31 protein-coding genes are annotated in these 25,483 nt (G+C 56.6%); 19 read left to right on the forward strand and 12 right to left on the reverse strand.

Going from position 1 to position 25,483, the window contains the following annotated elements; translation table 11 throughout:
- Positions 1-71 precede the first annotated feature (71 nt).
- Positions 72-854, reverse strand: a complete 783-nt coding sequence (locus tag MLC59_RS11615; protein ID WP_248234429.1) for an enoyl-CoA hydratase — start codon at positions 852-854, stop codon at positions 72-74.
- Positions 855-1,018: 164 nt separating this feature from the next.
- Between MLC59_RS11615 and MLC59_RS20130 the strand changes: the two genes are divergently transcribed.
- Together MLC59_RS20130 and MLC59_RS20135 are read left to right on the forward strand one after the other, a co-directional pair.
- On the forward strand, positions 1,019-1,156 hold the full coding sequence (locus tag MLC59_RS20130; protein ID WP_427901725.1) for a hypothetical protein: 138 nt from the start codon (positions 1,019-1,021) through the stop codon (positions 1,154-1,156).
- On the forward strand, positions 1,129-1,272 hold the full coding sequence (locus MLC59_RS20135; protein WP_427901721.1) for a BrnA antitoxin family protein: 144 nt from the start codon (positions 1,129-1,131) through the stop codon (positions 1,270-1,272). Before MLC59_RS20130 ends, MLC59_RS20135 begins: the two co-directional genes overlap by 28 nt.
- Here MLC59_RS20135 and MLC59_RS19935 read toward each other — a convergent pair.
- From MLC59_RS19935 to MLC59_RS11660, 8 genes are all read right to left on the reverse strand, one after another.
- Positions 1,254-1,379 (reverse strand): hypothetical protein, encoded by a 126-nt coding sequence (locus MLC59_RS19935; protein WP_282450973.1) that lies wholly within the window; start codon positions 1,377-1,379, stop codon positions 1,254-1,256. The two genes, MLC59_RS20135 and MLC59_RS19935, sit on opposite strands and share 19 nt — an antisense overlap.
- A gap of 4 nt (positions 1,380-1,383) precedes the next feature.
- Entirely contained in the window at positions 1,384-1,665 is a 282-nt protein-coding gene (locus tag MLC59_RS11625) for a type II toxin-antitoxin system ParD family antitoxin (RefSeq protein ID WP_248234430.1), read from the reverse strand.
- 134 nt (positions 1,666-1,799) lie between these two features.
- The gene (locus MLC59_RS19940; RefSeq protein WP_282450967.1) at positions 1,800-3,995 is read right to left on the reverse strand and encodes a flagellin N-terminal helical domain-containing protein; all 2,196 of its coding nucleotides are present in this window, start codon (positions 3,993-3,995) and stop codon (positions 1,800-1,802) included.
- A gap of 354 nt (positions 3,996-4,349) precedes the next feature.
- Positions 4,350-5,816, reverse strand: a complete 1,467-nt coding sequence (locus MLC59_RS11640; protein ID WP_248234431.1) for an aldehyde dehydrogenase family protein — start codon at positions 5,814-5,816, stop codon at positions 4,350-4,352.
- Between the two features lie 192 nt (positions 5,817-6,008).
- Positions 6,009-6,452 carry a hypothetical protein gene (locus MLC59_RS11645; RefSeq protein ID WP_248234432.1) on the reverse strand — a complete coding sequence of 148 codons (444 nt, stop codon included), beginning with the start codon at positions 6,450-6,452 and terminating at the stop codon, positions 6,009-6,011.
- 76 nt (positions 6,453-6,528) lie between these two features.
- Positions 6,529-6,849, reverse strand: coding sequence for a hypothetical protein (locus MLC59_RS11650; RefSeq protein WP_248234433.1), 321 nt, complete (start codon positions 6,847-6,849; stop codon positions 6,529-6,531).
- A 73-nt stretch (positions 6,850-6,922) separates the two neighbouring features.
- On the reverse strand, positions 6,923-7,309 hold the full coding sequence (locus MLC59_RS11655; RefSeq protein WP_248234434.1) for a type II toxin-antitoxin system VapC family toxin: 387 nt from the start codon (positions 7,307-7,309) through the stop codon (positions 6,923-6,925).
- 1 nt (position 7,310) lies between these two features.
- Positions 7,311-7,535, reverse strand: a complete 225-nt coding sequence (locus MLC59_RS11660; protein WP_248234436.1) for a type II toxin-antitoxin system Phd/YefM family antitoxin — start codon at positions 7,533-7,535, stop codon at positions 7,311-7,313.
- A 150-nt stretch (positions 7,536-7,685) separates the two neighbouring features.
- On the opposite strand from MLC59_RS11660, the gene MLC59_RS11665 reads away from it, so the two are divergent.
- The 9 genes from MLC59_RS11665 (at position 7,686) to fliS (ending at position 16,797) form a co-directional block, all read left to right on the forward strand.
- On the forward strand, positions 7,686-7,940 hold the full coding sequence (locus MLC59_RS11665; protein ID WP_248234438.1) for a BrnA antitoxin family protein: 255 nt from the start codon (positions 7,686-7,688) through the stop codon (positions 7,938-7,940).
- Positions 7,941-8,073: 133 nt separating this feature from the next.
- A complete protein-coding gene (locus MLC59_RS11670) occupies positions 8,074-9,045 on the forward strand; it encodes a transposase (protein WP_248234440.1) in 972 nt (323 codons plus the stop codon).
- Positions 9,046-9,635: 590 nt separating this feature from the next.
- The gene (locus tag MLC59_RS11675; protein ID WP_248234441.1) at positions 9,636-10,160 is read left to right on the forward strand and encodes a DUF5610 domain-containing protein; all 525 of its coding nucleotides are present in this window, start codon (positions 9,636-9,638) and stop codon (positions 10,158-10,160) included.
- A 118-nt stretch (positions 10,161-10,278) separates the two neighbouring features.
- On the forward strand, positions 10,279-10,485 hold the full coding sequence (locus tag MLC59_RS11680) for a hypothetical protein (RefSeq protein WP_248234442.1): 207 nt from the start codon (positions 10,279-10,281) through the stop codon (positions 10,483-10,485).
- Between the two features lie 596 nt (positions 10,486-11,081).
- Positions 11,082-11,510 (forward strand): hypothetical protein, encoded by a 429-nt coding sequence (locus tag MLC59_RS11685; RefSeq protein ID WP_248234444.1) that lies wholly within the window; start codon positions 11,082-11,084, stop codon positions 11,508-11,510.
- A complete protein-coding gene (locus MLC59_RS19945; protein WP_282450968.1) occupies positions 11,483-13,390 on the forward strand; it encodes a flagellin N-terminal helical domain-containing protein in 1,908 nt (635 codons plus the stop codon). The genes MLC59_RS11685 and MLC59_RS19945 overlap by 28 nt, the downstream gene beginning before the upstream one ends.
- A 70-nt stretch (positions 13,391-13,460) precedes the next feature.
- A complete protein-coding gene (locus MLC59_RS11700; RefSeq protein ID WP_248234445.1) occupies positions 13,461-13,898 on the forward strand; it encodes a flagellar protein FlaG in 438 nt (145 codons plus the stop codon).
- Between the two features lie 438 nt (positions 13,899-14,336).
- On the forward strand, positions 14,337-16,304 hold the full coding sequence (gene fliD / locus MLC59_RS11705; protein WP_248234446.1) for a flagellar filament capping protein FliD: 1,968 nt from the start codon (positions 14,337-14,339) through the stop codon (positions 16,302-16,304).
- An 88-nt stretch (positions 16,305-16,392) separates the two neighbouring features.
- Complete coding sequence (fliS, locus tag MLC59_RS11710) at positions 16,393-16,797, forward strand: flagellar export chaperone FliS (RefSeq protein ID WP_248234447.1); 405 nt, start codon at positions 16,393-16,395, stop codon at positions 16,795-16,797.
- A gap of 256 nt (positions 16,798-17,053) precedes the next feature.
- On the opposite strand, the gene MLC59_RS11715 is transcribed toward fliS, so the two are convergent.
- Together MLC59_RS11715 and MLC59_RS11720 are read right to left on the reverse strand one after the other, a co-directional pair.
- Positions 17,054-17,308, reverse strand: coding sequence for a DUF2442 domain-containing protein (locus MLC59_RS11715; RefSeq protein ID WP_248234448.1), 255 nt, complete (start codon positions 17,306-17,308; stop codon positions 17,054-17,056).
- Positions 17,309-17,323: 15 nt separating this feature from the next.
- Entirely contained in the window at positions 17,324-17,590 is a 267-nt protein-coding gene (locus tag MLC59_RS11720; RefSeq protein ID WP_248234449.1) for a DUF4160 domain-containing protein, read from the reverse strand.
- A gap of 209 nt (positions 17,591-17,799) precedes the next feature.
- Between MLC59_RS11720 and MLC59_RS11725 the strand changes: the two genes are divergently transcribed.
- The 5 genes from MLC59_RS11725 (at position 17,800) to MLC59_RS11745 (ending at position 21,897) form a co-directional block, all read left to right on the forward strand.
- Positions 17,800-19,011, forward strand: a complete 1,212-nt coding sequence (locus MLC59_RS11725; RefSeq protein ID WP_248234450.1) for an argininosuccinate synthase — start codon at positions 17,800-17,802, stop codon at positions 19,009-19,011.
- A 115-nt stretch (positions 19,012-19,126) separates the two neighbouring features.
- Entirely contained in the window at positions 19,127-19,327 is a 201-nt protein-coding gene (locus MLC59_RS11730; RefSeq protein ID WP_248234451.1) for a DUF2281 domain-containing protein, read from the forward strand.
- Entirely contained in the window at positions 19,305-19,652 is a 348-nt protein-coding gene (locus MLC59_RS11735) for a type II toxin-antitoxin system PemK/MazF family toxin (protein WP_248234452.1), read from the forward strand. The genes MLC59_RS11730 and MLC59_RS11735 overlap by 23 nt, the downstream gene beginning before the upstream one ends.
- A gap of 357 nt (positions 19,653-20,009) precedes the next feature.
- Positions 20,010-20,492: a YajQ family cyclic di-GMP-binding protein gene (locus tag MLC59_RS11740; protein ID WP_248234453.1), complete on the forward strand. Its 483-nt coding sequence runs from the start codon at positions 20,010-20,012 to the stop codon at positions 20,490-20,492.
- 25 nt (positions 20,493-20,517) lie between these two features.
- The gene (locus MLC59_RS11745; protein WP_427901722.1) at positions 20,518-21,897 is read left to right on the forward strand and encodes an AmpG family muropeptide MFS transporter; all 1,380 of its coding nucleotides are present in this window, start codon (positions 20,518-20,520) and stop codon (positions 21,895-21,897) included.
- A 212-nt stretch (positions 21,898-22,109) separates the two neighbouring features.
- On the opposite strand, the gene MLC59_RS11750 is transcribed toward MLC59_RS11745, so the two are convergent.
- Entirely contained in the window at positions 22,110-22,418 is a 309-nt protein-coding gene (locus tag MLC59_RS11750; RefSeq protein ID WP_248234454.1) for an MGMT family protein, read from the reverse strand.
- A 168-nt stretch (positions 22,419-22,586) separates the two neighbouring features.
- On the opposite strand from MLC59_RS11750, the gene MLC59_RS11755 reads away from it, so the two are divergent.
- From MLC59_RS11755 to groL, 3 genes are all read left to right on the forward strand, one after another.
- Positions 22,587-23,108: an FxsA family protein gene (locus tag MLC59_RS11755; protein ID WP_248234455.1), complete on the forward strand. Its 522-nt coding sequence runs from the start codon at positions 22,587-22,589 to the stop codon at positions 23,106-23,108.
- A 161-nt stretch (positions 23,109-23,269) separates the two neighbouring features.
- Positions 23,270-23,560: a co-chaperone GroES gene (groES, locus tag MLC59_RS11760; RefSeq protein WP_248234456.1), complete on the forward strand. Its 291-nt coding sequence runs from the start codon at positions 23,270-23,272 to the stop codon at positions 23,558-23,560.
- 88 nt (positions 23,561-23,648) lie between these two features.
- Complete coding sequence (gene groL, locus MLC59_RS11765) at positions 23,649-25,295, forward strand: chaperonin GroEL (protein WP_248234458.1); 1,647 nt, start codon at positions 23,649-23,651, stop codon at positions 25,293-25,295.
- The last annotated feature ends 188 nt before the right edge of the window (positions 25,296-25,483 follow it).

Consider the following 25,483-nt stretch of genomic DNA (forward strand, 5'->3'; position numbering starts at 1 on the left):
CCTTCGGACTGGCGCCTTGGCCAGAGGCCCCAGCGTCACGCAGTAGGTCAGCGAATTAACCAAACGGGACACTAGCAATCTTTCCATTCCGGCTTGCGCTTATCCAGAAACGCACAGATCCCTTCCCTAGCATCGTCGGCCTGCAGGTTATCCGCCATGATTTTGGCCGTATAGTCGTAGGCCTCAGTCAGTGGCATTTCCAGTTGCTGATAAAACGCGCCCTTTCCAATCTTCAGTGTGTGCCCGGATTTTCCGGCAATTGTGCGTGCCATGGCGTATACCGTTTCATCCAGTAGTGACTCATCAACCACCCGGTTGACCAGCCCGATCTGCTCAGCGCGGGTGGCACTGATCATTTCACCGGTCAGCAGCATCTCCATGGCGTGCTTGCGGGATACGTTGCGTGACAATGCCACCATGGGCGTTGAGCAGAACAGGCCAATGTTCACCCCCGGCGTGGCAAAACGGGCCGAATCCGCCGCAACCGCCAGGTCACAACTGGCCACCAGCTGACATCCGGCGGCAGTTGCCACGCCAGCCACCCGGGCAATCACTGGCTTTGGAAGAGTCACCACCTGTTGCATCACTTTGCTGCACTTATCAAACAGCGCTAACTGGAATTCATGGCTGCCAAGCTGGTCGCGGATTTCTTTAAGGTTGTGGCCTGCGCAAAACACACTGCCCGCAGCTCCCAGCACCACCACCCGTGTATTGTCGTCTGCTGCGATATCCGTGAGGGCCTCCGACAGGGCATCAAGCATGGCCATGGAAAGGCTGTTGCGCTGGTCGGGCTCGTTCAGTGTGAGCGTGGTAATGCCGTTATCGTCGGTATCTCGCGTCAACAGGTTGGTCATTGTTAATTGCCTCATTTTTGTTAAGTCGGGGTTGTTTTCAGGTAATCAGTATCGGCTATGGCAGCCCTGCTGTCGAAGCACTTCGGAAGGCACCTGTCCCCCGGTTCGTGATATCGTTCGGATCATATCAGCCCGTACAGCCACCAAAGTTGAGGTTCGGGGCTATGAGCAGAAAATCGGACACTGACTGGAAGCACCTGGCTGAGATGGATGATGAGGCCATCGCCACTGATGACATCCCGGAACTGGATAGGTTTTTTTTGAGCGGGCGAGGGTGCGTGTTCCGGCCAAGCAACCAGTAACCCTGCGAATTGATGAGGACGTTCTGGAGTGGTTCAGGTCTCAGGGGAAGGGGTATCAGACCCGCATCAACAAGTTGCTCAGGCTTTACATGGAAAGTCAGCAGTCACGGAGGTGATGGTCGGCCTGCATTTGGCCAAACTCAATCAGCGTGTTGTAAATGATTTCATCAAAGTCAGTGAGGGCCGTTTCCGAGAATTCCACCGTCCATAGTGGCGTCTGCACGTTTTCAGCTCTCCCTGGTGATTCTGGATGCTCGGCTGGTCAGGTAGTCTGCGATTTCTTCTCCCACGCCGAGAGAAACCGTGCGTCCTGAGTCGGCGTCTGAGAGCCCCTCGTCCAAAGCCTCGCGCAGTTCGTGCAGTTTCCTTTGGTGACGAAGTTCCTGTTGTTCAACCAACCTCAGGCCTTCTCGCAAAACCTCGCTGGCATTCTGATAGCGACCAGCCTTGACCAGCATGTCTACCAGAGTGTTCTGGTGGTCCGTCAGTACGATATTTCGGGTAGCCATCTCAAGTTCCCTGCTGTAACTGTTGGCATATTATGCCATCGATCTGCGACAGTAAGGAACCGGATCAATCTGCGACAGATCGTAAACAAAAACGGCCGGCATAGGCCGACCGTTTCCTTACCATATTTTAGGTGTTAGCCCTGTAGCAACTGCAACACCTGCTGCGGCCGGGCGTTGGCCTGGGCCAGTACCGACAGGCCGGCGGACTGCAGTACCTGGGTCCGGGCCAGTTCCGCTGTCTCCGCGGCGAAGTCGGCATCGCGGATCCGGCTGTTAGAGGCCGAAAGGTTCTCGGAGGTGGTGCTCAGGTTTTGAATCGTGGATTCGAAACGGTTTTGGACCGCACCCAGCTGTGCCCTGAAGCCGTTGATCGTGTCTATTGCGTAGTCTACGGAGATCATCGCAATATCTGCGCCTTCGCGGGTGGAGATGTCGATATCGTTAACGGTCTGAGTGTCATCTTCGACGGTTGCTACCAGGGGCTCTATGGTTTCTGTGGCAGCGTCGAACGTGCCATCGCCATTGAGGTCTGCTTGGATGTCGACGGTGAATGGCTCGCCAAACTGGGAGGAGAAGAAGATCTCGTCATTGTCAGCATTCAGGTGAGCTTCGATGTGTGTGTCGTTGGACTGGGCGTTTACCTGGCTGACGATATCATTCAGCGACGTGATGCCCTCGAATTCGTATGCGGTACCGTTGATGTCGATGTTGAAGTTGTAGGACTCACCGTCTGCAAACTTGTCGGCTAGTGTTATGGATTTTGCAGCGGTAAGAGGGGCCGTGGAAGTGACGCTATTTACGGTACCACCATCGGCGGCGTTGAAGCCTGAGATAGAGTAGTTGGCGGAGGTAGAGCTGTTACTCAGATCAATCTGAGTAGCAGTACCGCCATTGATCGCTGCACTCAGGTCGCCATCGAGGCCCGCATCGGCCAGAGCAGTATTAATGGCATCGTTGAGGTCCGTCATGGTATTGCCGGTGCCGGCGGCCAAGGTGAAGTTAACTGTGGTATCAGCAGCGCCATCGTTTACGACAAAGGAGCCAGTGACACCGGAGTCCAGGTCAATAGCGCTACCGAAGTCAGCTAGGGCATCACTAGGTGACGTGCCAGTAGTGGCGACTGCACCATTAACTGAGGGTGCAGTCACAGTAGTCGTAGAGTCACTGAGCGAAACGGTGTCAAGTGCATAGGACGTATCAGTCGACGCGTTCTCAAGATCTAGCGCGGTGCCGTTCGCAACAACCGACAAGTCTCCATATCCTGCATCGGATAGCTCGTCGCTAATAGCCGTCGCCAATTCACCCAGATTGGTGGCTGTGTTACCGGTAACTGTGAATGAAACCGGTGAAGAGCCGGAGCCGTTGTCAATGTTAAACGAAACAATAATGTCCGCAGTCAGGTCTAAGCCATCAGCACCCGATACGAGCTGGGTTGAAGAGTTTGTAACGGGGGTGGGTGCGAGGCTGAAGTCGGTGCCTGTTACGGATACTTGGCTACCGGTACTGTCACTGATAGAAATGTCAGCACTGAGGTTCGTGGACTCAGTGTTCGAGAAAACGATAGAGCTACCATCGCCAGAAACGGCTGCCGAAATGCCGGTCAGGTTACCGTTAGTGGTAATGGCATTGTTGATAGCGGTTGCGAGGGTATTTACATCCGATACTGAGGACGTATCAACATTCAGAAGCTCACCGCCCAGCGTTATGTCGGCGGTTACGGTCGTACCCAGATCCAATGATGAGACATTGATGGGAGTTTCTCCAGTAGCACCCTGTTCCACCGCGAAGCTTGCTAAACCACTGGTCTCTTTCATGACCGAGCCAATCTGGCTCCCCCGAGAATCCAAGCCGCTGATTGCAATTGTTTCACCAGTATTTGCGCCAACTTGGAAAGTCTGAGTCGAAAACGTTCCATCCAAGACCTTAAGCCCGTTAAACGAAGTCTGGCTTGCAATCCTGTTGATCTCTTCAATCCGTTGCTGGACCTCTTGATTCAGTGCCTGACGGTCAGAGATGCTGTTGGTCGCGTTGGCGGACTGAACGGCCAGCTCCCGGATGCGCTGCAGGTTGTTGGTGATCTCATCCATGGCACCTTCTGCGGTTTGTGCCAGGGAAATGCCGTCATTGGCATTACGTTGTGCCTGGTTCAGGCCGGAGATCTGTGATTGGAAGCGTTCGGATATTGCCAGGCCCGCGGCATCGTCTTTCGCAGAGTTGATCCGCAGACCGGATGACAGTCGCTCAAGCGCGACGTTGGCATCGCCCTGTGATGCGTTCAGATTGCGCTGTGCATTCAGCGACGCAATGTTGGTGTTGATGATCTGAGGCATAACCCTTCTCCCTGCTAAGAGATGCCGGACGGTGCTCCCGAAGGCGGAAACTTCTGCCGGCGCAAATTCGTTGAATTGCCGTTTTGCCGGATATCTAGCGAAGGGTGTGCCAGTTTTGCGAAAGGCCGTTTAAGGGGCTGTTTTTGAAGTTATTTAGATAATCGCGACAGGAGTGGGGCAGGAAGGGTTGCCAGAATACTGGCGCCGGCAAGGGAAACGAATTGCCGCTTTTTCAGCCAATCCCGGGTAATGTCTTTGTTGGTTTCGGGAAAAATAGAGTCGCCAGAGGCTGGTGGCCCCTGGCGGTGTGGAATCAACCGGTTTTAAGGATGGGCCTGAAATTGAAGCATTCACTCAGAACGGATACTGCCTGGGTGTTCGCTGAACGCTGACCCACTGCACCGTTGAGAACTCCTCGATGGCCCAGTCGCCGTTAAAGCGGCCCAGGCCGGAGTTTTTCTCGCCACCGAAGGGCAGGGCGGCTTCATCGTTCACCGGCATGTCGTTCACATGGGTCATCCCGGCCCGCACCTGGCGGGCGAAGTTCAGGCCCCGTTCCGTGTTGCCGCTGAACACCGCACTGGAAAGGCCGAACTCCGTGCCATTGGCCAGTTCCAGGGCATGCTGTTCATCCCTCGCCTTCTGGATGCCGGCAATGGGTCCGAAGATCTCCTCGGCGCTCAGTTCCATATCGGGCGTTACATCACCGAATACGTGGGGTGGAAGCATCTGCCCGCTGACTTCGCCCTCCAGCAACACCGTCGCCCCTTCTTTTTTCGCGCCTGCGATCTTGTGCTGCAGGCCCTCAAGCTGGGACTGATTGATAATCGGGCCAATGGCGGTTTCGATATCCGAAGGATCACCCACCTTGAGGGTTTTGACGTGGGCGACAAAGGCGGCCACGAATTCGTCGTAGCGACTTTGATCGACAATGATCCGGTTGATGGCCATGCAGATCTGACCCTGATGCAGGAACTTGCCGAACACAGCGGCTTTCGCGGCCTGCTCTACATCCGCGTCATCCAGGACCACAAAGGGACTGTTGCCGCCCAGCTCCAGCGCTACCTTCTTTATATGGTCACCGCCGTTTGCAATGCGACCGATATTCTTGCCGACAGGGGTAGAGCCGGTGAACGAAATCAGCGCAGGCACCGGGTGGGCGACGAAGTCGTCACCGATCTCGGAGCCGGCACCCACCACGACACTCAGCACGCCGGCGGGCAGACCGGCCTCTTCGAAGATGCGAGCCAGCAAAAGCCCACCGGTTACCGGGGTATCGCTGGCAGGTTTGATCACCACTGCGTTACCAAGGGCCAGCGCCGGAGCGACCGACCGCTGGGACAGGTGCAGGGGGAAGTTCCAGGGACTGATCACCCCGACCACGCCCAATGGGCGCCGGTAGACCAGGTTCTCCTTGCCCGGGATGTCGCTGGCCATGGTGTAGCCATGCGCCCTTGCCGGCATACTCGCCGATTCCAGGGTAATGCCGCGAGCGCTTTCCCACTCCACCATCGCCTTCAGGCGGGTGCTGCCGGATTCGCGAATCAGCCAGTCGATGATTTCCTCTTTACGCTCATCGAAAATCGACACGGCCCGAAGCAGCACGGCGGCTCGCTCTGAAGGTGCCCGGTTGGCCCAGGCTTGCTGGGCGGCTTCGGCCTTACGGTAGGCCTTGTCCAGATCGTCTGAGTTGGCGAGCCGAATGCTCACCAGCTCCTCTCCGGAGTATGGGTTCATCACCGGGCGCGTGGTTTCACTACTGCCTTCACGCCATTCACCGGCCAGCGGTTGCAAATGAAAATCCTGGTACAGGTCAGCCATTGCACATCTCCCTTCGCACTGAATGTGAGCCTGTCAGTGTAGCCGGTGGCGACCGTGGTTTCGGGTGGAATAGGGGAAACTACTGCGCGATGAGCAAGGCATAGCGAGCGATACCACACAGTGGTATGAGCCGGTGCTGAAAAGGATCGAGGTTATGGTGTACTGAGTGGTTGTCTACAAGAGGATCAGCCCCTACAACAGCTCGGCGTTTTCTATCAGGGACTTCAGTTCATCCGTGTTTAAAAAGTCGGTATCAACTTTAATGTAGCTCCTATCTGGTCCGTTCAAATAAACCATGCTTTTCTCATCCTTGAGCAGGTAATACGCTCGGAAATCCTGACCTTTCCATACCCCACTCTCTGATTGTTCTAAAAAAAACGTCCGGAAGTCCTGAATGTCGCTGGCATCACACGAGTCACTTGTCGCAGCGCTCCGCTCAAGTTCCATTGCTTTGGAGAAGAATTCCTCTGGCGGACATCCGTTGGTGGGAACAGTAGGTTGATTGGTGAATGTGAGATAATTTCGACCTGGCTCGTTGCCGTAACGAATTGCCAGGAACGTTTCATTATCCTGGACACCAATGGCGGCTAGCTGGCTTGGCACCTGAAAACGAAAGTCGGCAAAAACGAGGTCCACCTGTGTGTCTGCCGATGTATGCAGGCTAAACAGAATGCACGAGATGAGGGGCGCGACTGGGCTTATTCTGAACATATTACAGCCCCATCAGGGCAAGTCGCAGAGCCGACTTGCTGTTTATCTGCACCCGTTGGCGACACACCTGGTAGATCTCACGTTCTTCTTCTGCGATGCGCGTCAGGATCTTTCGGAATTGCGTGATGAGGTACTTGAGGCTGGGGCGGGCTTGAGGTGGGCGGGGAACCAGGTCCATGTTTCCTGTGCATTTGCCTGCCTCAGATAAAGCCTCGTGGGCGAGCCGTGCTACTCGTTGATTTATCTGGGACGGCTTGGCTGTGCCTTCTCCCCAGAAATAATTAATGATATCCGAAACATATTTTTGCTCTTCCTGAGTCATGTTGCTCCTCCCTGCCTTCCTGTTAAGGGAAACGGATTGCCGCTTTTTCAGCCAGCTGGGTACGACAAAAGGCCTAAATTCGGCGGACAGGTCCCGGATAGCGAGCCACCAGTTCATCCGCTGTGAGTAGCAAAAAACCTTCCGTCTCGGCCTGGGCAATCAAAATCCGATCGAACGGGTCTTTGTGAATATCAGGCAGGTGACTCACAGCAAGGGTGTGCCGGGATGAGATTGACAGCTCCTGATACCCATTGTCGACAAGTCCGCGCCTTAACAGGTGCGGATCAACCTGGAAATCCGGTCGGCCGAGTCCACTCTTGATGACCACCTCCCAGATACTGGCGGCGCTGAAATACAATCTGTTGTCATCGTTGTTGACCAGAGTTACTGCCTGGGATGATAGCTTGTGGGGCTCTGCTGCAGCCCATAGGAGGATGTGGGTATCAAGAAGCAGGTTCACATCAACCTCCAAAGATCTCAGCGATCTCTTCCTGGCCCATCCGGTCGAAATCGTCCGGGACAGTAAACTCACCGGCCAGGAAGCCAATTCGCTTCTGTTGGCTTTGCTCGGGGCTATCAATGGCAGTGACGCGGACAACCGGTTTTCCCGCCTTGGCGATAATGAACCCTTCGCCTCTGGCAGCCTGCGCGACTAGCTGTGATAAACGTGTCTTGGCTTCATGCATGTTCACAGATTCCACATTTGACCTCCTAGCTTAGTCTATTTGACTTAGTTTAACAAAACAGAGGGGGCGGATCCAGAACTGAAGAGTAGTTACACCTCAGATTTCTGGCTGGGTCTATTCGTAAAGCCGCCAAAGTTGAGGTTCGGGGCTATGAGCAGAAAATCGGACACTGACTGGAAGCACCTGGCTGAGATGGATGATGAGGCCATCGCCACTGATGACATCCCGGAACTGGATAGTGCTTTTTTTGAGCGGGCGAGGGCGCGTGTTCCGGCCAAGCAACCAGTAACCCTGCGAATTGATGAGGACGTTCTGCAGTGGTTCAGGTCTCAGGGGAAAGGGTATCAGACCCGCATCAACAAGTTGCCCAGGCTTTACATGGAAAGTCAGCAGTCACAACGGTGATGGTCGGCTTGATTCTGGTGGGTTGTCGCTGGGGCGCTCTCCGCATTGCTGTTCAATCTGCCGGCATTGGCGACTCTTGCGTGTAAATCGCAATCATGGTGGTATTTGGTCTGAACTGCGCTGAAGGACCAGCATGACACGACCCCGCGAACAACTCGTTTCCTTAGCTGACACGCCTTACTACCACGTGGTGTCCCGCTGCGTGCGGCGGACGTTTCTGTGCGGTTTTGATCGCCATTCCGGCAAAAGCTACGAGCACCGCCGACAATGGATCGAAGAGCGTATCCGAATACTGGCCTCAATCTTTGCCATCGACCTCTGCGCCTACGCGGTTATGTCCAACCACTATCACCTGGTGGTTAGGATCAGCCCGGACGAGTCGAACAGCTGGAGCAACGACGAGGTTCTGCAGCGCTGGACCAGCGTATTCAAGGGGCCGTCGCTGGTTCAGCGTTATCTGGCGGGTAACGAATTGCATGGAGCCGAGCTTCGTGCAGTAGGGCAGGCTGCCGACGCATACCGTGAGCGCCTGACCAGCCTGAGCTGGTTCATGAAATGCCTGAATGAATCAATTGCAAAAGAGGCCAACCGGGAAGATGACTGCACTGGACATTTCTGGGAGTCACGTTTCAAATCGCAGGCGTTACTGACCGAAGAGGCGCTGCTCAGCTGCATGGCCTATGTAGACCTGAACCCGGTAAGGGCTGCCATAGCCGATACACCGGAAACATCGGACCACACCAGTATCAAGGAGAGAGTCGCCCCAACGTTCGACCTGGCGACGGCAATCCAGTCCCAAACGGAGCAGCAGTTTCTTTATCAGTTTCCGGTAACGCTGAAGCCGCTGGCCCGGTTTGAAGGTGGGGAGCGAGAGAGTAACGGGCGAGGGATCTTGTTCAGTCTGCAGGACTACCTGCAACTGGTCGATCAGACCGGTCGGGTCCTGCGCCCGGGCAAGCGGGGCGCCATCGCTGAAACAGAACTGCCCATCCTTGAGCGCCTGGGGCTCGACTTCGACGAATGGCTCAGTGAAGCCACGGAGTTCGAAGCCCGCTACCAGGCCAACCAGCGAGCCCATCATCGCCGACGACGAACGGCGGCCTGATTCCCCCCCTTTGTCATCTCACACTCACCAACTGGCGCCTGGCCCGGGCGCTGCTTCGTCTGCCATTCGGTGAAAGCGCCGGGTTTTGCCTGATATTCCAAATGCTTAAGTCTGGGGGGCGAGTTACTGGGTTTGGGGTGTTTAGAAGGCAGTGCTGGAGAGGCTGGGTCTGGATTTCTTTGGAGGGTGTCTGTCCCTGTTGGTTTACCAGGCCAACCAGCGAGCCCATCATCGCCGACGACGAACGGCGGCCTGATTCCCCCCTTTGTCATCTCACACTCACCAACTGGCGCCTGGCCCGGGCACTGCCTCGTCTGCTATTCGATGAAACCGCCGGGTTTTGCCTGATATTCCAGATTCTCAAGGCCGGGGGAGCGAGTTACCGGGTTTAGGGTGTATAGAAGGCAGTGCTGGTGTGGCTGGGTCTGGATTTCTTTGGAGGGTGTCTGTCCCTGTCGGCTCCGATATCCCTCCACTTCTGTTAATCGGAATGAGTCAGTGTAGCGCGATCCCGGCCCGTCGGGCTTTCCTAAAGGTTTTGGCCTGCCTGCCGATAGTTGCTACATACCATTCCTTCAGGAGGAAAAGCCATGGTAGCCCCCATTATCGGACACGGCTCTGACGCCACCAGTCGGGCTGTTGGAAAGGCATCGGGACCTGCGACCGCGACCCGCGCCAGCACTGAAACCCGGACTGAGGCGCAGGCGGTTATCCGCACGCCGGCTGACGCCATCAACGTGCTTCGTGCCCGGATGGAGCAGCGGCTGGAGCAGGCTATGGGCGCCCTGGCTAATAAACCTTCGGTTGCCTCCCACAAATACAGTGCCCAGGCCCAGCCCCCGACGCCCACTGACGTTGCGAACAGGATACTCGGATTCGTACAGAACCGCCTGCAGGCCGAAGCAGAGGCTGGTGCTGACACGGAACGGTTGACCGAACTCTTCGCCCAGGCCCGTGCAGGCATCGAGAAAGGCTACGGGGAAGCAAGGGAACAGATCCAGGCTCTAGGCCTGATGACTGAAACCCTTGCCGTCGAAATCGATAAAGGCTTTGACCTCATCCAGGACGGCCTTCTGAACCTTGAGAAGCTCTTTTTAGAGAAAGAGACTGAATAAATAGCTGCCGGTATAGGTCAAGGGAGGTACCCCGGAAAAGCCCTTGACCGGACTGGTGTCCATCTATAACATTCATATGAAATAGATGTTAATGGCCGAGGGAGACCGGGGAGCTCAAATGGCGCTGTCATTCGTAAAGAAGATGTTCACAAAAGAAGACTCAGAAACCAAAACCGCCAGCACGGAAGAAGTGCAGGTGAGTAAGGGCGGCGAGGTGCAACAGCAGGAAGTCCAGAAAGGCGGGCACGGACACGGCGAGGGCGCCTGCTGCGGCTACCAGGCCAACCAGCGAGCCCATCATCGCCGACGACGAACGGCGGCCTGATTCCCCCCTTTGTCATCTCACACTCACCAACTGGCGCCTGGCCCGGGCGCTGCTTCGTCTGCCATTCGGTGAAAGCGCCGGGTTTTGCCTGATATTCCAGATTCTCAAGGCCGGGGGAGCGAGTTACCGGGTTTAGGGTGTATAGAAGGCAGTGCTGGTGTGGCTGGGTCTGGATTTCTTTGTCCCTGTTCAGTGTCTGTCTGTGTGTTGCTGTTGGGCTTGGAGGGTGTCTGTCCCTGTCCAGTGTCCTGATTCCCCCCCTTTGTCATCTCACACTCACCAACTGGCGCCTGGCCCGGGCACTGCTTCGTCTGCCATTCGGTGAAAGCGCCGGGTTTTGCCTGATATTCCAAATGCTTAAGTCTGGGGGGCGAGTTACTGGGTTTGGGGTGTTTAGAAGGCAGTGCTGGTGCGGCTGGGTCTGGATTTCTTTGGAGGGTGTCTGTCCCTGTTGGTTGTTTGGATTTCTTTGGAGGGTGTCTGTCCCGATTTCTTTCCTGTCTGTCCCTGTTCAGGGCTTGGTCAGACCCCGGGGGGAGGCCTGTCGTCCGGGGTCGGATCCGATTTTTCTGCAGGAAAATATCGGCTCTGACCCCATGATCTGGCTGTTGGTGGCGTGGGCCTGGCTTTCGGGTTGGTTTGGGCGTTGTGAATATGGGGTCAGACCCTATTTTCCCTGCGGGAAAAATGGGTCAGACCCCGGGGGGCGCGCGCCGTCCGTGGCCAAAAAATCTTTGTCTTTTCTTTTTTCCGTGTCCTTCCGTGGTTTCCGTGGCAAACAGTCCTTTTTTCTTTCCATCATTTTTCCGCGTCCTTCAGCGGATTCAGCGGCCGACAAAGCTCTTTTACATTCCTTTACAAAAAGCCCCGTTTTTTTTCTAAAGGAACCCACGCCGGCGCCGTTAAGTGGATCAACAGGGCGGCGCTACCAAACCGACGAATGGGCGCCAGACCTTTTCCACGATGAAACGACACAACCTGTCGAAGGAGAAGCACCATGGCTCTCGGTATCAACACTAACGTAGCCTCACTGAACGCTCAGAACCAGCTGAGCAAGTCCCAGGGCATGAACGACCAGGCCTTGCAGCGCCTGTCCTCCGGTCTGCGCATCAACTCTGCGAAAGACGATGCAGCTGGTCTCGCCATCTCCACTCGCTTCAGCTCCCAGATTTCTGGTCTGAACGTGGCGACTCGTAACGCCAACGATGCCATCTCACTGTCCCAGACAGCTGAAGGTGCGTTGAACGAAATCACCAATAACCTGCAGCGGATCCGTGAACTGGCGGTTCAGTCTGCCAACTCCACCAACAGCTCATCCGACCGGGACGCACTGAACCAGGAAGTGCAGCAGCGCATTCAGGAAGTGAACCGGATTGCGGGTCAGACTTCCTTCAACGGCCTGAAGGTTCTGGACGGCACCTTTGGTGCTGCAAACTTCCAGGTGGGTGCCAATGTTGGTGAAACGATTGGTCTGGACCTGACCAAGAGTGTGCGCAGCAGTGCGATCGGCGGTGTCGCCCAGGCTACCTCTGTGGATTTGAGCTCGGTGATCTCCGAAGGAGTTGAGGGTGTGACCGGAGCTGCGGCTACCTACGCTATCGACGCGACCAGTTTGATTGGTGACTACAGCACCACGGGAGCCTCTTCCGGAACATCGACGATTCAGGTCACCACTCCTGCTGCGGATGGGGATAGTATTGAAATAAACGGAGTTACCTTCACCTTTGCTCAAGGTGGCGCCTCTGGCGAAAGTGTTGTTGACGCGAACAACGTTACTATCACCAGGGACATTTCCGGGACCCCATTAACGGCAGGTACTACAGCAGCAGCACTAGAGGCAGCCATTGATGCCTACAAAGCAGATGGTGCTTTCGCGGATGATCGATTCGACACTGTTACAGCGTCAGCATCGACGGACACCGTAACGCTCACCTACAGTGAGAACGGCCTGCCAAGCACCAACGGCTACACGATTGGTGCCGCCAGTGGAACCCTCGCTACAACCAATACTCTGGATGCGTCGGGTGACGATGGCGACACAAGCGCCAACATCAGTTTCACCGTTACCGATCCTGAAGGAAATGCGCTCGCAGTCACTCTTGACAGTAACATCACGTCGACGGCTGACCTCGTAACAGCGATTCAGGGGCAAACTGGCTATGGCGCGGCCACCTTCACGGTTGCTGCTGACGGTGATAATGTTGTATTCACCGATGGATCTGAAATAGATGGCAGCTTCAGCATCAGCGGCACCGATGCTGCAACTATTACCGCTGCAAACGTGGCGGAAAGCACATCGGCTGGTGCGACTGAGGTGGTAGAAGTGCCAGCAAGCACTGTTACCCTGGGCGCCACTGACCTCACCTTCCAGTTTGGTGACAGTGAGGCGTCTGCAGTTGCAGCCGGCACTTATACTTCCGCCGAAAACTTTGTTGATGCGGTCAACAAGGCTCTGGGTGGCAGCGCAAGTGCGGTCCTGGGTGAGGACAATGTATTGACCATCACCTCAGGCGAGGACTTCACGGTTGAGGCAGCTGGGGATGCTGCGACAGTCTTCACTGGTGCCAATGTCGGAGACATTACCGCGTCAGGCAGCCTGAATGACGCAAACGTCTCTTCCATTGCCGGGGCGAATGCAACCATTCAGCGCGTAGACGCTGCTTTGACTACGGTCAGTGATCTGCGCAGCAGCTTTGGTGCGATCCAGAACCGGTTTGAATCCACCATTGCCAACCTCGCGACTTCTGTCGAGAACATCAGCGCCTCCAACAGCCGTATCCTGGACGCTGACTTCGCTTCAGAAACCGCCAACCTGGCCAAATCCCAGGTACTGCAACAGGCCGGTATCTCCGTCCTGGCCCAGGCCAACGCCCGGCCGCAGCAGGTTCTGTCCCTCCTGCAGTAAGGGACTGACGGTAACAGCCGGAACCTTCGGGTTCCGGCTTTCCGCCGTTTGAGGATAGCGAGGTAAAGCTATGAATGACGTTAACCTGAACAACCCGAGCCTGAAGCTGGTGCGCGCCGGCGACCAGGCGCCGGTGAAGGCACTGTCGTCATCTCAGGCCGAAGGCAGGAATGCCTCCGACCTGGCATCGTCATCCGCAGGCCGTACGGCGCAAACCCGCTCCGCCGAGCAGTCCAGCGAGCCTTCCAAAGCCGAAAGGCTTCAGGCGCGCAGTGAGAATCAGCGAGAGCAACTGGGTGAGGCTGTTACCCAGCTGAACGACTTCGTACAGAACGTTCAGCGTGACCTGCAATTCGAGGTGGATAATGACGCTGGTCAGACTATCGTAAAGGTGGTGGACCAGGAGACCAAGGAGGTTATCCGCCAGATTCCGGATGAGGTTGCCATGAGGTTGGCAGAAAACTTGCAGCAGGACGAACCGCTGACGTTGTTGAATATCAAGGTGTAAGGGCTTGCCGCTTTTGGCCTGATCAAGACAACGGTATTTCAGCACCGCCGCACCTGAGAGGGTCCGGCGGTGTTCTGCGTTTCGGGTGGTGGTGGAAGGGCTCGAACAGACTGATCGGCCACGGAATCCACGGAAGAACACGGAAAAAAGGCTAAGAAACAAGGATGTATTGGCCACTAAATCCACGAAACCCACGAAAATTAAAGAATAGGTTTTGTGGATTTCGTGGTTTTAGTGGCAAAAGTCTTTGTACTTTCCGTTCGCCCTGAGCCTGTCGAAGGGAGCTTGTCGAAGGGCCGTGAATTCCGTGGCTAAAAAGCTCTTGTTACACGTTGTTACAAATCGGCATAGGGATTTAGCGAAAAGAGGCAAAGTTTTGCCGCTCGCTGCCGATAAACTGAACAGTGGCGAATTGAGCCCCCTTGAGGAGGCATGGTTATGGCAGGTATTTCATCATTAGGTGTCGGGTCCGGGGTTCTTAACTCCGACCTGGTGGATCAGCTGGTTGCCGCGGAGCGTAAGCCTACGGAAACCCGGCTGGATCAGAAAACCCAGCGTACCGAGGCGCTGATCTCTGCCTATGGCAAGTTGCGCAGTGCGGTGACTGAATTGCGCCTGCCCATGCGTCAGCTTGGATCAGCCGATGCGATGAAGTCGTTCTCTGCCACGTCCTCCGGCAGCAACGTGTCCGCCAGTGTGGATGCCAGCCAGGCCAGCCGAGGCACCTATAACCTTAATGTGGAAACCATCGCGGAATCCCACGCCATGGCGTTTGCCGCCGTGGCAGACCGTGACGCCACCAGCGTGGGGCAGGGCACCATGACCCTGCAGGTGGGGGACAAGACTACCAACATCTCCATCGACGAGAGCAATGACACCCTGCAGGGGGTGGCCAATGCCATCAACGACTCCGATGCCGGGGTGTCTGCCAGCATTCTGAACACCGGTAACGGTTATCGCCTGGTGCTCAACTCCGATGAGACCGGCACCGCCAACCAGATTAATATCAGTAACAACGCCACCGATGGCGCTGATTTTACAAACTTTATTGCCGGTGCGGAAACGACCACCGAAGCCGCGGATGCCAAGTTCACCATTAACGGCATTGAGGTGACCAAAAGCGCCAACACCGTGGATGACGTGGTGGATGGGGTGACCTTTGATATCACCGATACAGGCACTTCAACCGTCAAGGTGGAGCAGGACACCGGCGCCGTGGCTGAGCGGGTTCAGGGGTTCGTAGACAAGTTCAACGCCCTGCAGGACACCATCAGTGAGCTGTCTTCCTTTAACTCTGACAGTGGTCAGGGCAGCATTCTGACGGGTGATTCCACCGTGCGAAACATTCAGGGCCAGTTGAAGTCTGTGCTGATGGATGTGATTCCGGGGCTGGAAAACGCCAGTGTGCGCAGCCTTGCGGATGTGGGTATTACCACGGACTGGCAGACGGGTAACCTGCAGTTCGACAGCCAGAAATTTCAGCAGCAGCTTCAGGAAAACCCGGATGACGTGACGGCGCTGTTTGCGGAACAGGGCCGGGCTACGGATTCCCAGGTGGAGTTTGTGCGCAGTGGTACCGCTACCCAGCCTGGCGATTACGACATCAATATTACCCAGGCCGCGACCCGGGGTAGCCTGAATTACTCGGCCGCTGAGGCGGGTACTGTCAATGTCATGGCCGGTAATATGTTTACCTTTGAGGTGGACGGCGAGACCCAGGTCAGTGTTTTTCTGGAGAACAACCCTGCAGGTGATCCCCTGTCGGCCACCGGCGATGATTTTACCGGTGAAGAATTTGCCGCTGCGATGCAGCAGGCCCTCAACAGCAGCAATGAGCTCAAGGCGGCCGGGCGTTCAGTAAACGTAGCCTGGGATGCCACTGAGGGTCTCACGTTTACCTCGGGCAAGTATGGCAGTGACTCGAATGTGCGCCTGACGAGCACGCTGAATGCGGATATCAATTCCGCCGATGGCGTTGCCGGCGCAGACGTTGCCGGCACTATCGACGGACAGACCGCACAGGGTGATGGCCAGGTGCTCTACCTGGGCAGCGATGCCGCTGGCGGTGCCGCCGGGCTGCAGGTGCGAGTCACCGGTGATGAGACCGGCCCCCGGGGTTCGGTAAAGTTTATTGAAGGTGTCAGTGAGCGAGCGGTAAATACCATTACCGATATTCTCGGTGCCAATGGCGCGCTGGACTCCCGTACAGCGGGGCTGAACCGGGAACTGGAGCGCATTGATGAGCAGCGTGCCAAGCTGGAGACACGGATACAGTCCTACCAGGAACGCCTGATCAGCCAGTTCAGCGCCGCGGACTCGTTGATCGCCCAGCTCAACAGCACCCGGGACTATGTCAGCCAGCAGCTGGCGGCACTGGCACCGAACCAGAACAGCGGCAACGGTTAACCTTGCCAGACAGATTCAGACTCAGCTATACCAAGGGTATGGCGGCCAATACGGCACAACCGGAAAGCCGGTAACAAAGAGGTAGATTATGAACGGTTTGCAGGCCTATCAGCGCGTAAACACCCAGACCAGCATCACCGATGCGGATCCCCACAAGCTGATCCAGCTGCTGTATAACGGGGCGTTGGAGCGCATCAACATGGCCAAGGCGAAGATCCAGCAGAAGGATTACAGCGCCAAGGGGCAGCTAATCAGCAAAGCCATCGAGATTGTCGGCGGCCTGCGCAGCTTCCTGGACTTTGAGAAAGGCGGGGAACTGGCCCTGCGGCTGGAAGCCCTCTATGACTACATGGAGCGCATGCTGCTGGAAGCCAGCGCGAAGAACGACCTGGACAAGCTGGACGAAGTGGCTAACCTGCTGCGTTCCGTGAAGGAAGGCTGGGATGGTATCCGCGGGGAAGTGGAGAGCCAGCAGGCGCAGGCTGTAGGTTGATAGTTATAGCCACGGAATCGGCGGCCCTTTGATAAGCGCCCTTCGACAAGCTCAGGGCGAACGGGGAGAAGGACAGGCGCCCTTCGACAGGCTCAGGGCGAACGGAAAGAAAGGGTGAAGAGACAATAAGTTACGGGCCACTGAATCCACGGGAACCTATTTTTTAACTTTCGTGGGTTTGGTGGATTTAGTGGCCAGAATTATATTTGTTTGGCAAACCCGCCCCGCCAGAATACTCGGGCAGTCTATCTTTTGGCTATGCCTGGTTTCGGGCACTCTGCAGTTGCAGGCCGGCCTCAAGTGTCTCTGGCGCAATATCCTGCCCGTTCGGCCACGTTATTGCGCCGTACAGTACATGAACCTGCTTGAAGTAAGCCGGGTCTTTCAGCTCCCGGAATGAGCCCCGATCCAGGTAGGGCTTCATATCAAACATGCCTTCCAGGCCGTCCACGCGTACGATGCGGAGGACAAAGTCGCTCAATGGTGTCACCGTTTGTACATCCCAGTGCATAGGGCCAGCTCCTTTCTATAAAGGCGGTATTCTGAAGGGTAGCTCGCCTTCAGCCGCGAGATTCCAGTCTACCAGTAATTCTTCTTGGTGTAGTTCAATCCATGCCTGCACCAGCCGGAGCTGTTTTCGAGGTAATGTGCCGGCGAGAACTTCGCCATCGACCAGGCTAATCGAGGCTTCATGCTCAGCGTATCTTGCATGAATGTGAGGCAGGTTGTGATGCTGGTTGTCCAGCAGATACATTCTGATGAGGATTCCGTAGAACATTGAAATAACCGGCATGGCGCACTCCGTTTGCAATCTGGTTCTCCTTGTCGCGCTGATGCTACCTCGGTCGTAAGCAATACGTAACTGTCTTCGTGCAATACGGTTCACCACGGGCCCAATAGCCATTCCCCCCGCACTCCCGTACAATATGCGCCTTATTTTCAGAGTCAGAAGACGGGGCCGGGCCTCGTTTTTTCGTTTTCGTGATTCGCAGGAGCAAGGGCATGTCTGATATCAAAAAGGTGGTGCTGGCCTATTCCGGTGGTCTGGATACATCCGTGATCGTTCGCTGGCTGCAGGACACCTATAACTGTGAGGTGGTGACCTTTACCGCCGACATCGGCCAGGGTGAGGAAGTCGAGCCGGCCCGTGAGAAGGCCAAGGCCCTGGGTGTTAAGGAAATCTACATCGAGGACCTGCGCGAGGAGTACGTGCGGGACTACGTGTTCCCCATGTTCCGCGCCAATACCATCTATGAGGGCGAGTACCTGCTGGGTACTTCCATTGCCCGCCCGCTGATCGCCCGCCGACTGATCGAGATTGCCAACGAGACCGGCGCTGACGCCATCTCCCACGGCGCCACTGGTAAGGGTAACGACCAGGTGCGTTTCGAACTCGGCGCCTACGCACTGAAGCCGGGTGTGAAGGTGATTGCGCCCTGGCGTGAGTGGGACCTGAACTCCCGCGAGAAGCTGATGGCCTACTGCGATGAGCGCAATATTCCGGTGGAGAAGAAGAAGGGCAAGAGCCCGTACTCCATGGATGCCAACCTGCTGCACATCTCCTACGAAGGCATCAACCTGGAAGATCCTTGGGCGGAAGCCGAGGACGATATGTGGCGCTGGAGCGTGTCCCCGGAAGCCGCGCCGGACCAGCCGACCTACATTGAAGTCACCTACGAGAAGGGCGATATCGTCGCCATCGACGGCCAGGCCATGAAGCCCCACGAGGTGCTGGAACACCTGAACAAGGTGGGCGGTGACAACGGCATTGGCCGTATCGATATCGTCGAGAACCGCTACGTGGGCATGAAGTCCCGCGGCTGCTACGAAACCCCTGGCGGCACCATCATGCTGCGGGCGCACCGTGCCATCGAGTCCATCACACTGGACCGTGAGGTTGCCCACCTGAAGGACAACATCATGCCGCGCTACGCCGAGGTGATCTACAACGGCTACTGGTGGTCACCGGAGCGTGAAGCCCTGCAGGCACTGATCGACAAGACCCAGGAGTACGTCAACGGTACCGTTCGCCTGAAGCTCTACAAGGGCAACGTGGACGTGGTCGGCCGCAAATCCGAGGACTCCCTGTTTGACGAGAAGATTGCCACCTTCGAGGAAGACGAGGGCGCCTACGACCAGAAGGATGCGGAAGGCTTTATCAAGCTGAACGCCCTGCGGTTGCGGATTGCTGCGGGTAAGGGTCGGAAGCTCTGATCCGGTTCCTGGATTGAGTAAATTCCCGTTTCTGGAATGCCCGGCACTGCCGGGCATTTCTGTTACTATCATGCGATACTTGGCGAGGGTTTAGCCGATGTTGCAGGAGTCAAAGATGGATGATCGTGTGGAAGTGGTTGTCCGGAAACTCGAACATTTACCGCCAGATCGGCTGGCAGAAGTTGAGGATTTTATTGACTTTCTGAGCCAGAAAGATCGGGAGCGTCATGCGCGCCAGGATTTTGCGCGCGGGACTGAGGCGTCTTTCCAAAGGATTTGGGATAACGACGAAGATGCAGAATACGACAAGTTATGAGTTTGGCGATGTTGTTCTTGTCGGGTTTCCCTTCACGAACCTGAAAGCCAGCAAAAAGCGACCAGCTGTCGTAGTAAGTCATGAGCGGTACCAACGATATCGTCCCGACGTAATTTTGATGGCGATTACCAGTCAGGTTCGGGAGCCGCTCAGTTTTGGAGAAACCTTTGTTAAAAGCTGGAAGGAAGCTGGTTTGCTGAAACCCTCCGTAATGAAGCCTCTGATTGCTACAGTGGAGCAAGGCATAGTGCTCAGGCACCTTGGGCATTTGGAAGCGGAGGACAAGGTGGCGCTAGAGCGTCTGCTCAAGGAGATTCTGACATAAAAAAGGCCAACCCCATTCGGAGCCGGCCTGAGAACAACAAACAAGGAAAGTTCGAAACTGCCTGAAACAACACAACGGTGTCCCAAAATACCAGCGGGAGTACTGCACGATCCCCCGCCGTTGGGGGTGGATACTGCCAGGAGATACTGCCCGATTCCCCTGATCCACGTGTCCAGAATAGGCCCATGCCGGCCTGAAGTCTGTTGAGCTTGTGTTTTCGTGTGTTACCGCGTGTTGTCCGTATCCTGTCCTTCTGTAAACACGACCGGCGGGGTCGATGTGGCGGGCGTTTGTCGCTATGCTATCGGCCATTCGTCAGCCCCGACCAGGGGGCGATTCTTTGCAGGAGAAATGACCATGCCTTCCTTTGATATCGTTTCCGAGATTGATATGCACGAAGTCAGCAACGCTGTGGACCAGGCCAAGCGGGAGCTGGGTAACCGTTGGGATTTCAAGAATGTGGAGGCGGATATCGAGCTGGACGACCAGACCATTACCGTCAGCGCCGAGCAGGAGTTCCAGCTGGAGCAGCTGATGGACATGTTGCGCATGGCCTTTGCCAAGCGGAACATCGATGCCCGGGCCATCGATGACGACGGCGAGAGCAAGGCCGGCAAGCTGGTGAAGAAGCACCTGAAGCTGCGCCAGGGTATCGAGACCGATCAGGGCAAGAAGATCGTCAAGATGATCAAGGACGCCAAGATGAAGGTCCAGGCCAGCATCCAGGGGGACAAGGTGCGGGTAAACGGCAAGAAGCGGGATGACCTTCAGGAAGTCATTGCCATGCTGAAAGACTCGGACCTGGAATTGCCCCTGCAGTTCAACAACTTCCGCGACTGAACGGAGCTGCGCCATCTTTCCCCGTGTGGATTCCGCCTGGCTGAGGGAAACCGTCTATACCTTCACCCGCTGGCAGGTTATTGCCATGCTGTTCCTTGGCTTCTCGGCGGGCCTGCCATTCTTGCTGGTGTTCTCCACCCTGAATGCCAGGCTCGCCGATGTGGGGGTGGAGACGGCCACCATCGGCTTTTTCAGCTGGCTGGGGATTACCTATTCCATAAAGGTCTTCTGGGCGCCGGTAGTGGACCGCCTGCGGTTGCCAATACTGGACCGGTTGCTGGGCAAGCGCCGTAGCTGGATCTTCCTCGCCCAGGCCGGCATTGCCACCGGGCTGTTCCTCATGGCGACGGTGGACCCGGTGGTCGCGCCGGAAATGATGGCCCTGTTCGGGTTGCTGGTGGCTTTCTCCTCCGCCACCCAGGATGTCGCTATCGACGCCTACCGTATTGAGATTGCCCCGGAACGCCTGCAGGCCGCGCTGGCATCCACCTATATCTTCGGTTACCGGCTGGCCTTGCTGGTGGCCGGCGCCGGCGCGTTATACCTGGCGGAGTTCTGGTCCTGGACCGTCTCCTACCAGGTGATGGCGTTGCTGGTGGGTGTGGGCATGCTGACCGTGCTTGTGGTCCGGGAGCCGGTGGTCAATCACTTCGAGGCAGCGGCGGATATTGCCCAGCGGGTACGGGCGGAGGCTGAGCAGCGGGCTCACCTGCCGATGGGACTGGCAAAGCTGGTGGGCTGGTTCTCCGCGGCGGTGGCGGGGCCCTTCCTCGATTTCTTCCGGCGCTACCGGGAGCTGGCGCTGCTGATCCTGCTGACGGTCGCGGTCTACCGGATCTCCGATATCGCCATGGGCGTGATGGCTAATCCGTTCTACCTGAATTTCATGGGCTTCTCGAAAACACAGGTGGCGGACGTCACCAAGGTGTTTGGCTTCTTTATGACCATCGCCGGCTCCATGGTAGGAGGCGTGATGGTGGTGCGTTACGGCGTGCGCAAAATCCTTGTACTGGGCGCGGTAATGACGGCAGCGACTAACCTGCTGTTTGTCTGGCTCGCCCAGATGCCGCCGGATATTGTGACCCTGGCGGTGGTGGTCAGTGCCGACAATCTCAGTGGCGGCATCGCCAATGTGGCGCTGATTGCTTGGCTGTCCAGCATGACCAGCGCGTCCTTCACCGCCACCCAGTATGCGCTGTTCAGCTCCCTGATGACGCTGCCTGGCAAGTTCCTGGGGGGGTTCTCGGGTATTGTGGTAGCGGACTTCGGCTATGCGGAGTTCTTCCTGGTGGCCGGAGGTATGGGTGTGCCGGCTATCTTGCTGTCCATGTACATGCTCAAAAACGGCCAGCGACTGGACGAGCGGGCGCCGGTGAAGGCGTCTTCTGTTTCCGGGGGGGAGTGATTTTTGCCACGGAAACCACGGAAGGACACGGAAAAAGCAAAGACTTTTTGGCCACGAACACCACGAAATCTCACGAAAAAACAAAAAAGTTTTTAATTTCGTGTTCTTTCGTGGCCGAAGTCTTTTCGTCCGTGTAATTCCGTGAGTGTCCGTGGCTAAAGATATGTTTTTCTTTTCCGTGTCCTTCCGTGGCAAAAAAAGGTCCGTCCACCTCATGGCCGCCAGCGATACCGGCTCATGGACACCCGCCCGTTAACCACTTCCACGCCTTCCCCTTCCAGTAGCGATCTTTGCCGTTCAAAGGTTTCAGAACCTTCCGGAAAGGCGATCTGGCCGGTGTTGCGGATTACCCGGAACCAGGGCACGGAATGCCCGGCCGGGAGTTTGCCCAGTGCTTTTCCGACGAACCGGGCCTGTCGCCCCAGGCCGGCCATGTCGGCTACTTGTCCGTAGCTGGCGACATGGCCCGGCGGGATGGCCAGGACGACCTGCCAGATTCTCTGTTCCCGTGTCGGTTCCATCAGTTAACGGCCCGTTTGATCTTGAAGTTTGCACTTTTGCCCTGATGGTAATGGAAGCCTGTTATCCGGGCCATGGTAAAAGCCCGGAGTTCAGCCTGGCACTGGAAATCCGAACCCGGTTTTCCCTGGCCAACAAGTCACAGTGGGGGAGGCCCCGGGAGGCATCGATTGCCGGTATTTGTCTTTCTTTTCATTGTCATGCCCATTGCGGAAATGGCGGTGTTGATCCAGGTGGGCACGATGATTGGTGTGTTGCCGACCATTGGCCTGGTGCTGTTGACCGCCGTTATTGGCGCAGCGCTGCTCAAGCAGCAGGGGCTGGCCACACTGACGCGGGCGAACCAGCGTCTCAACAGTGGTGAGCTGCCGGCACAGGAGGTGGCTGAGGGCCTGGTCCTCGCCGTTGGAGGGGCCTTGCTGCTGACGCCTGGCTTTATTACCGACACCTTCGGGTTCCTGTGCCTGATTCCCGGAACACGCCACTGGTTTGTTCACCAGGCCATGAAGCGCATGGTGGTCCGGGGGCAGGGCAGCAGCTTTTTCTTTAGCTCCGGCGGTTTTACCTCCGGCGGTGGTGATCCGTTTGGCGGGCAGGGGCCCTTTGGTCGCCGCCCGGACGGAGAAGATCCCATTGAGGGTGAGTATCGTGATGAAACCGAGCGGGACCACGATCGCATCGAAAAAAAGTGAAAATTTTTTGCTCCGGGGTGTTGAAAACCAAACGGCTACCCCCATTAAGGTCTCACAAGTTCGCTGCGGGCAGATAATCATCTGCAAAACAGAGGGTTAACTGCCCCGGCATTTAACGCAACGTCATTGTCACAGACAGTCTGACACTGGAGAAATCGAGAATGAAAATTCGTCCGCTTCACGACCGTGTTGTCGTACGCCGTAAGGAAGAAGAAGAGAAAACTGCCGGTGGTATCGTGCTGCCCGGTAATGCCAAGGAAAAGCCGTCTCAGGGCGAGGTAGTGGCTGTTGGTAACGGCCGGATTCTCGACAACGGCGAAACCCGCGCATTGGCGGTCAAGGCAGGTGACACAGTAGTTTTCGGCCAGTACGCCGGTAACACCGTCAAGATCGACGGTGAAGAACTGCTGATCATGAGCGAGAACGAAATTTACGGTGTGCTCGAGGGCTGAGGCCTGCCGCAACCGGGATAACGCATTCAATCCGATTGTTTGCTGAACACTTCAGACGATTGGCTTAATCGAACAGGAATAGAGAACTATGGCAGCTAAAGAAGTCAAATTCGGTGACAGCGCACGCAAGCGCATGGTTGCAGGCGTCAACGTACTCGCAGACGCCGTCAAGGTAACCCTCGGCCCGAAAGGCCGTAACGTGGTTCTGGACAAGTCCTTCGGTGCTCCCACCGTGACCAAAGACGGTGTGTCCGTGGCCAAGGAAATCGAACTGAAAGACAAGTTCGAGAATATGGGCGCCCAGATGGTCAAGGAAGTTGCTTCCCAGGCCAACGACACCGCCGGTGACGGTACCACTACCGCTACCGTACTGGCCCAGGCCATCGTCAGCGAAGGCATCAAGGCCGTTACCGCCGGCATGAACCCGATGGACCTCAAGCGTGGCATCGACAAGGCCACCACCGAGGCTGTCAATGCCATCCGTGAAATGGCCAAGCCTTGCGATACCAGCAACAACATCTCCCAGGTTGGTACCATCTCCGCCAACGGTGACGAGACCATCGGCAAGATCATCGCTGACGCCATGGAAAAAGTGGGTCAGGAAGGTGTTATTACCGTCGAGGAAGGCCGTGGCCTGGAAGACGAGCTGGACGTGGTTGAAGGTATGCAGTTCGACCGCGGCTTCCTGAGCCCGTACTTCATCAACAACCAGGACAACATGTCCGCCGAGCTGGAAGACCCGTACATCCTGCTGGTCGACAAGAAGATCTCCAACATCCGCGAACTGCTGCCGGTGCTGGAAGCCGTCGCCAAGGCGGGCAAGCCGCTGCAGATCATCGCCGAGGACATCGAAGGCGAAGCGCTGGCTACCCTGGTTGTCAACAACATGCGTGGCATCGTGAAGGTCAACGCTGTGAAGGCGCCTGGCTTCGGTGACCGTCGCAAGGAAATGCTGCAGGATATCGCCATCCTGACCGGTGGTACTGTGATCTCCGAAGAAGTGGGCCTGACCCTGGAGAACACCACCCTGGATGACCTGGGCACCGCCAAGCGTGTCAACGTCACCAAGGAAAACACCACCATCATCGGCGGTGCCGGTGCAGAGGCTGACATCAACGCTCGCGTTGAGCAGATCCGCAAGCAGATCGAAGACAGCTCTTCCGACTACGACAAGGAAAAGCTGCAGGAGCGTGTTGCCAAGCTGGCTGGCGGTGTTGCCGTCATCAAGGTAGGCGCTGGCTCTGAAGTGGAAATGAAAGAGAAGAAAGCCCGTGTGGAAGACGCTCTGCACTCCACCCGCGCTGCCGTCGAAGAAGGCATCGTACCGGGGGGTGGCGTTACCCTGATCCGCGCTATCGCTGCGCTGGACAAGGTTGATGCCATCAACGAAGAGCAGAAGGCTGGCGTTAACATCCTGCGCCGTGCCATGGAAGCTCCGCTGCGCCAGATCGTATTCAACGCCGGCGGTGAGTCCTCCGTAGTCGTGGCCAAGGTACGCGAAGGCGAAGGTTCCTTCGGTTACAACGCTGCCACTGAAGAATACGGCGATATGCTGGAGATGGGTATCCTGGACCCGGCCAAGGTGACCCGCTCTGCGCTGCAGGCGGCTGCTTCCGTAGCGTCCCTCATCATCACCACCGAAGCGATGGTTGCTGATGAGCCGCAGGAAGAAGGCGCCGGTGGCGGAGGTATGCCGGACATGGGCGGCATGGGTGGCATGGGCGGCATGATGTGATCAGCCTGCCCGGCACCCCAGGCATCGCTTTGTGACAAGGCGATGCCTGCCCCGAAACCCCGCATGGGATCCTCCCGGCGGGGTTTTTTTGTGTTTCAGGTTTTATCTTCCCGTGGCAGGTCACGTAGAATGCGTCAGATGGCTATCAACCTGTGAAACAGTGTCATAAAGTTGATGCAGGTTGCTGC

Origin of the sequence: Marinobacter bryozoorum, from assembly GCF_023156245.1 — a bacterium.
GTDB lineage: Bacteria > Pseudomonadota > Gammaproteobacteria > Pseudomonadales > Oleiphilaceae > Marinobacter > Marinobacter bryozoorum.

Coding starts and splice junctions, on each gene's coding strand:
- MLC59_RS11615 (WP_248234429.1), bottom strand. CDS start 854: ATGACCAACCTGTTGACGCGAGATACCGACGATAACGGCATTACCACG.
- MLC59_RS20130 (WP_427901725.1), top strand. CDS start 1,019: ATGAGCAGAAAATCGGACACTGACTGGAAGCACCTGGCTGAGATGGAT.
- MLC59_RS11625 (WP_248234430.1), bottom strand. CDS start 1,665: ATGGCTACCCGAAATATCGTACTGACGGACCACCAGAACACTCTGGTA.
- MLC59_RS19940 (WP_282450967.1), bottom strand. CDS start 3,995: ATGCCTCAGATCATCAACACCAACATTGCGTCGCTGAATGCACAGCGC.
- MLC59_RS11640 (WP_248234431.1), bottom strand. CDS start 5,816: ATGGCTGACCTGTACCAGGATTTTCATTTGCAACCGCTGGCCGGTGAA.
- MLC59_RS11650 (WP_248234433.1), bottom strand. CDS start 6,849: ATGACTCAGGAAGAGCAAAAATATGTTTCGGATATCATTAATTATTTC.
- MLC59_RS11660 (WP_248234436.1), bottom strand. CDS start 7,535: ATGCATGAAGCCAAGACACGTTTATCACAGCTAGTCGCGCAGGCTGCC.
- MLC59_RS11665 (WP_248234438.1), top strand. CDS start 7,686: ATGAGCAGAAAATCGGACACTGACTGGAAGCACCTGGCTGAGATGGAT.
- MLC59_RS11670 (WP_248234440.1), top strand. CDS start 8,074: ATGACACGACCCCGCGAACAACTCGTTTCCTTAGCTGACACGCCTTAC.
- MLC59_RS11675 (WP_248234441.1), top strand. CDS start 9,636: ATGGTAGCCCCCATTATCGGACACGGCTCTGACGCCACCAGTCGGGCT.
- MLC59_RS11680 (WP_248234442.1), top strand. CDS start 10,279: ATGGCGCTGTCATTCGTAAAGAAGATGTTCACAAAAGAAGACTCAGAA.
- MLC59_RS11685 (WP_248234444.1), top strand. CDS start 11,082: ATGATCTGGCTGTTGGTGGCGTGGGCCTGGCTTTCGGGTTGGTTTGGG.
- MLC59_RS19945 (WP_282450968.1), top strand. CDS start 11,483: ATGGCTCTCGGTATCAACACTAACGTAGCCTCACTGAACGCTCAGAAC.
- MLC59_RS11700 (WP_248234445.1), top strand. CDS start 13,461: ATGAATGACGTTAACCTGAACAACCCGAGCCTGAAGCTGGTGCGCGCC.
- fliD (WP_248234446.1), top strand. CDS start 14,337: ATGGCAGGTATTTCATCATTAGGTGTCGGGTCCGGGGTTCTTAACTCC.
- fliS (WP_248234447.1), top strand. CDS start 16,393: ATGAACGGTTTGCAGGCCTATCAGCGCGTAAACACCCAGACCAGCATC.
- MLC59_RS11715 (WP_248234448.1), bottom strand. CDS start 17,308: ATGCACTGGGATGTACAAACGGTGACACCATTGAGCGACTTTGTCCTC.
- MLC59_RS11720 (WP_248234449.1), bottom strand. CDS start 17,590: ATGCCGGTTATTTCAATGTTCTACGGAATCCTCATCAGAATGTATCTG.
- MLC59_RS11725 (WP_248234450.1), top strand. CDS start 17,800: ATGTCTGATATCAAAAAGGTGGTGCTGGCCTATTCCGGTGGTCTGGAT.
- MLC59_RS11730 (WP_248234451.1), top strand. CDS start 19,127: ATGGATGATCGTGTGGAAGTGGTTGTCCGGAAACTCGAACATTTACCG.
- MLC59_RS11735 (WP_248234452.1), top strand. CDS start 19,305: ATGCAGAATACGACAAGTTATGAGTTTGGCGATGTTGTTCTTGTCGGG.
- MLC59_RS11740 (WP_248234453.1), top strand. CDS start 20,010: ATGCCTTCCTTTGATATCGTTTCCGAGATTGATATGCACGAAGTCAGC.
- MLC59_RS11750 (WP_248234454.1), bottom strand. CDS start 22,418: ATGGAACCGACACGGGAACAGAGAATCTGGCAGGTCGTCCTGGCCATC.
- groES (WP_248234456.1), top strand. CDS start 23,270: ATGAAAATTCGTCCGCTTCACGACCGTGTTGTCGTACGCCGTAAGGAA.
- groL (WP_248234458.1), top strand. CDS start 23,649: ATGGCAGCTAAAGAAGTCAAATTCGGTGACAGCGCACGCAAGCGCATG.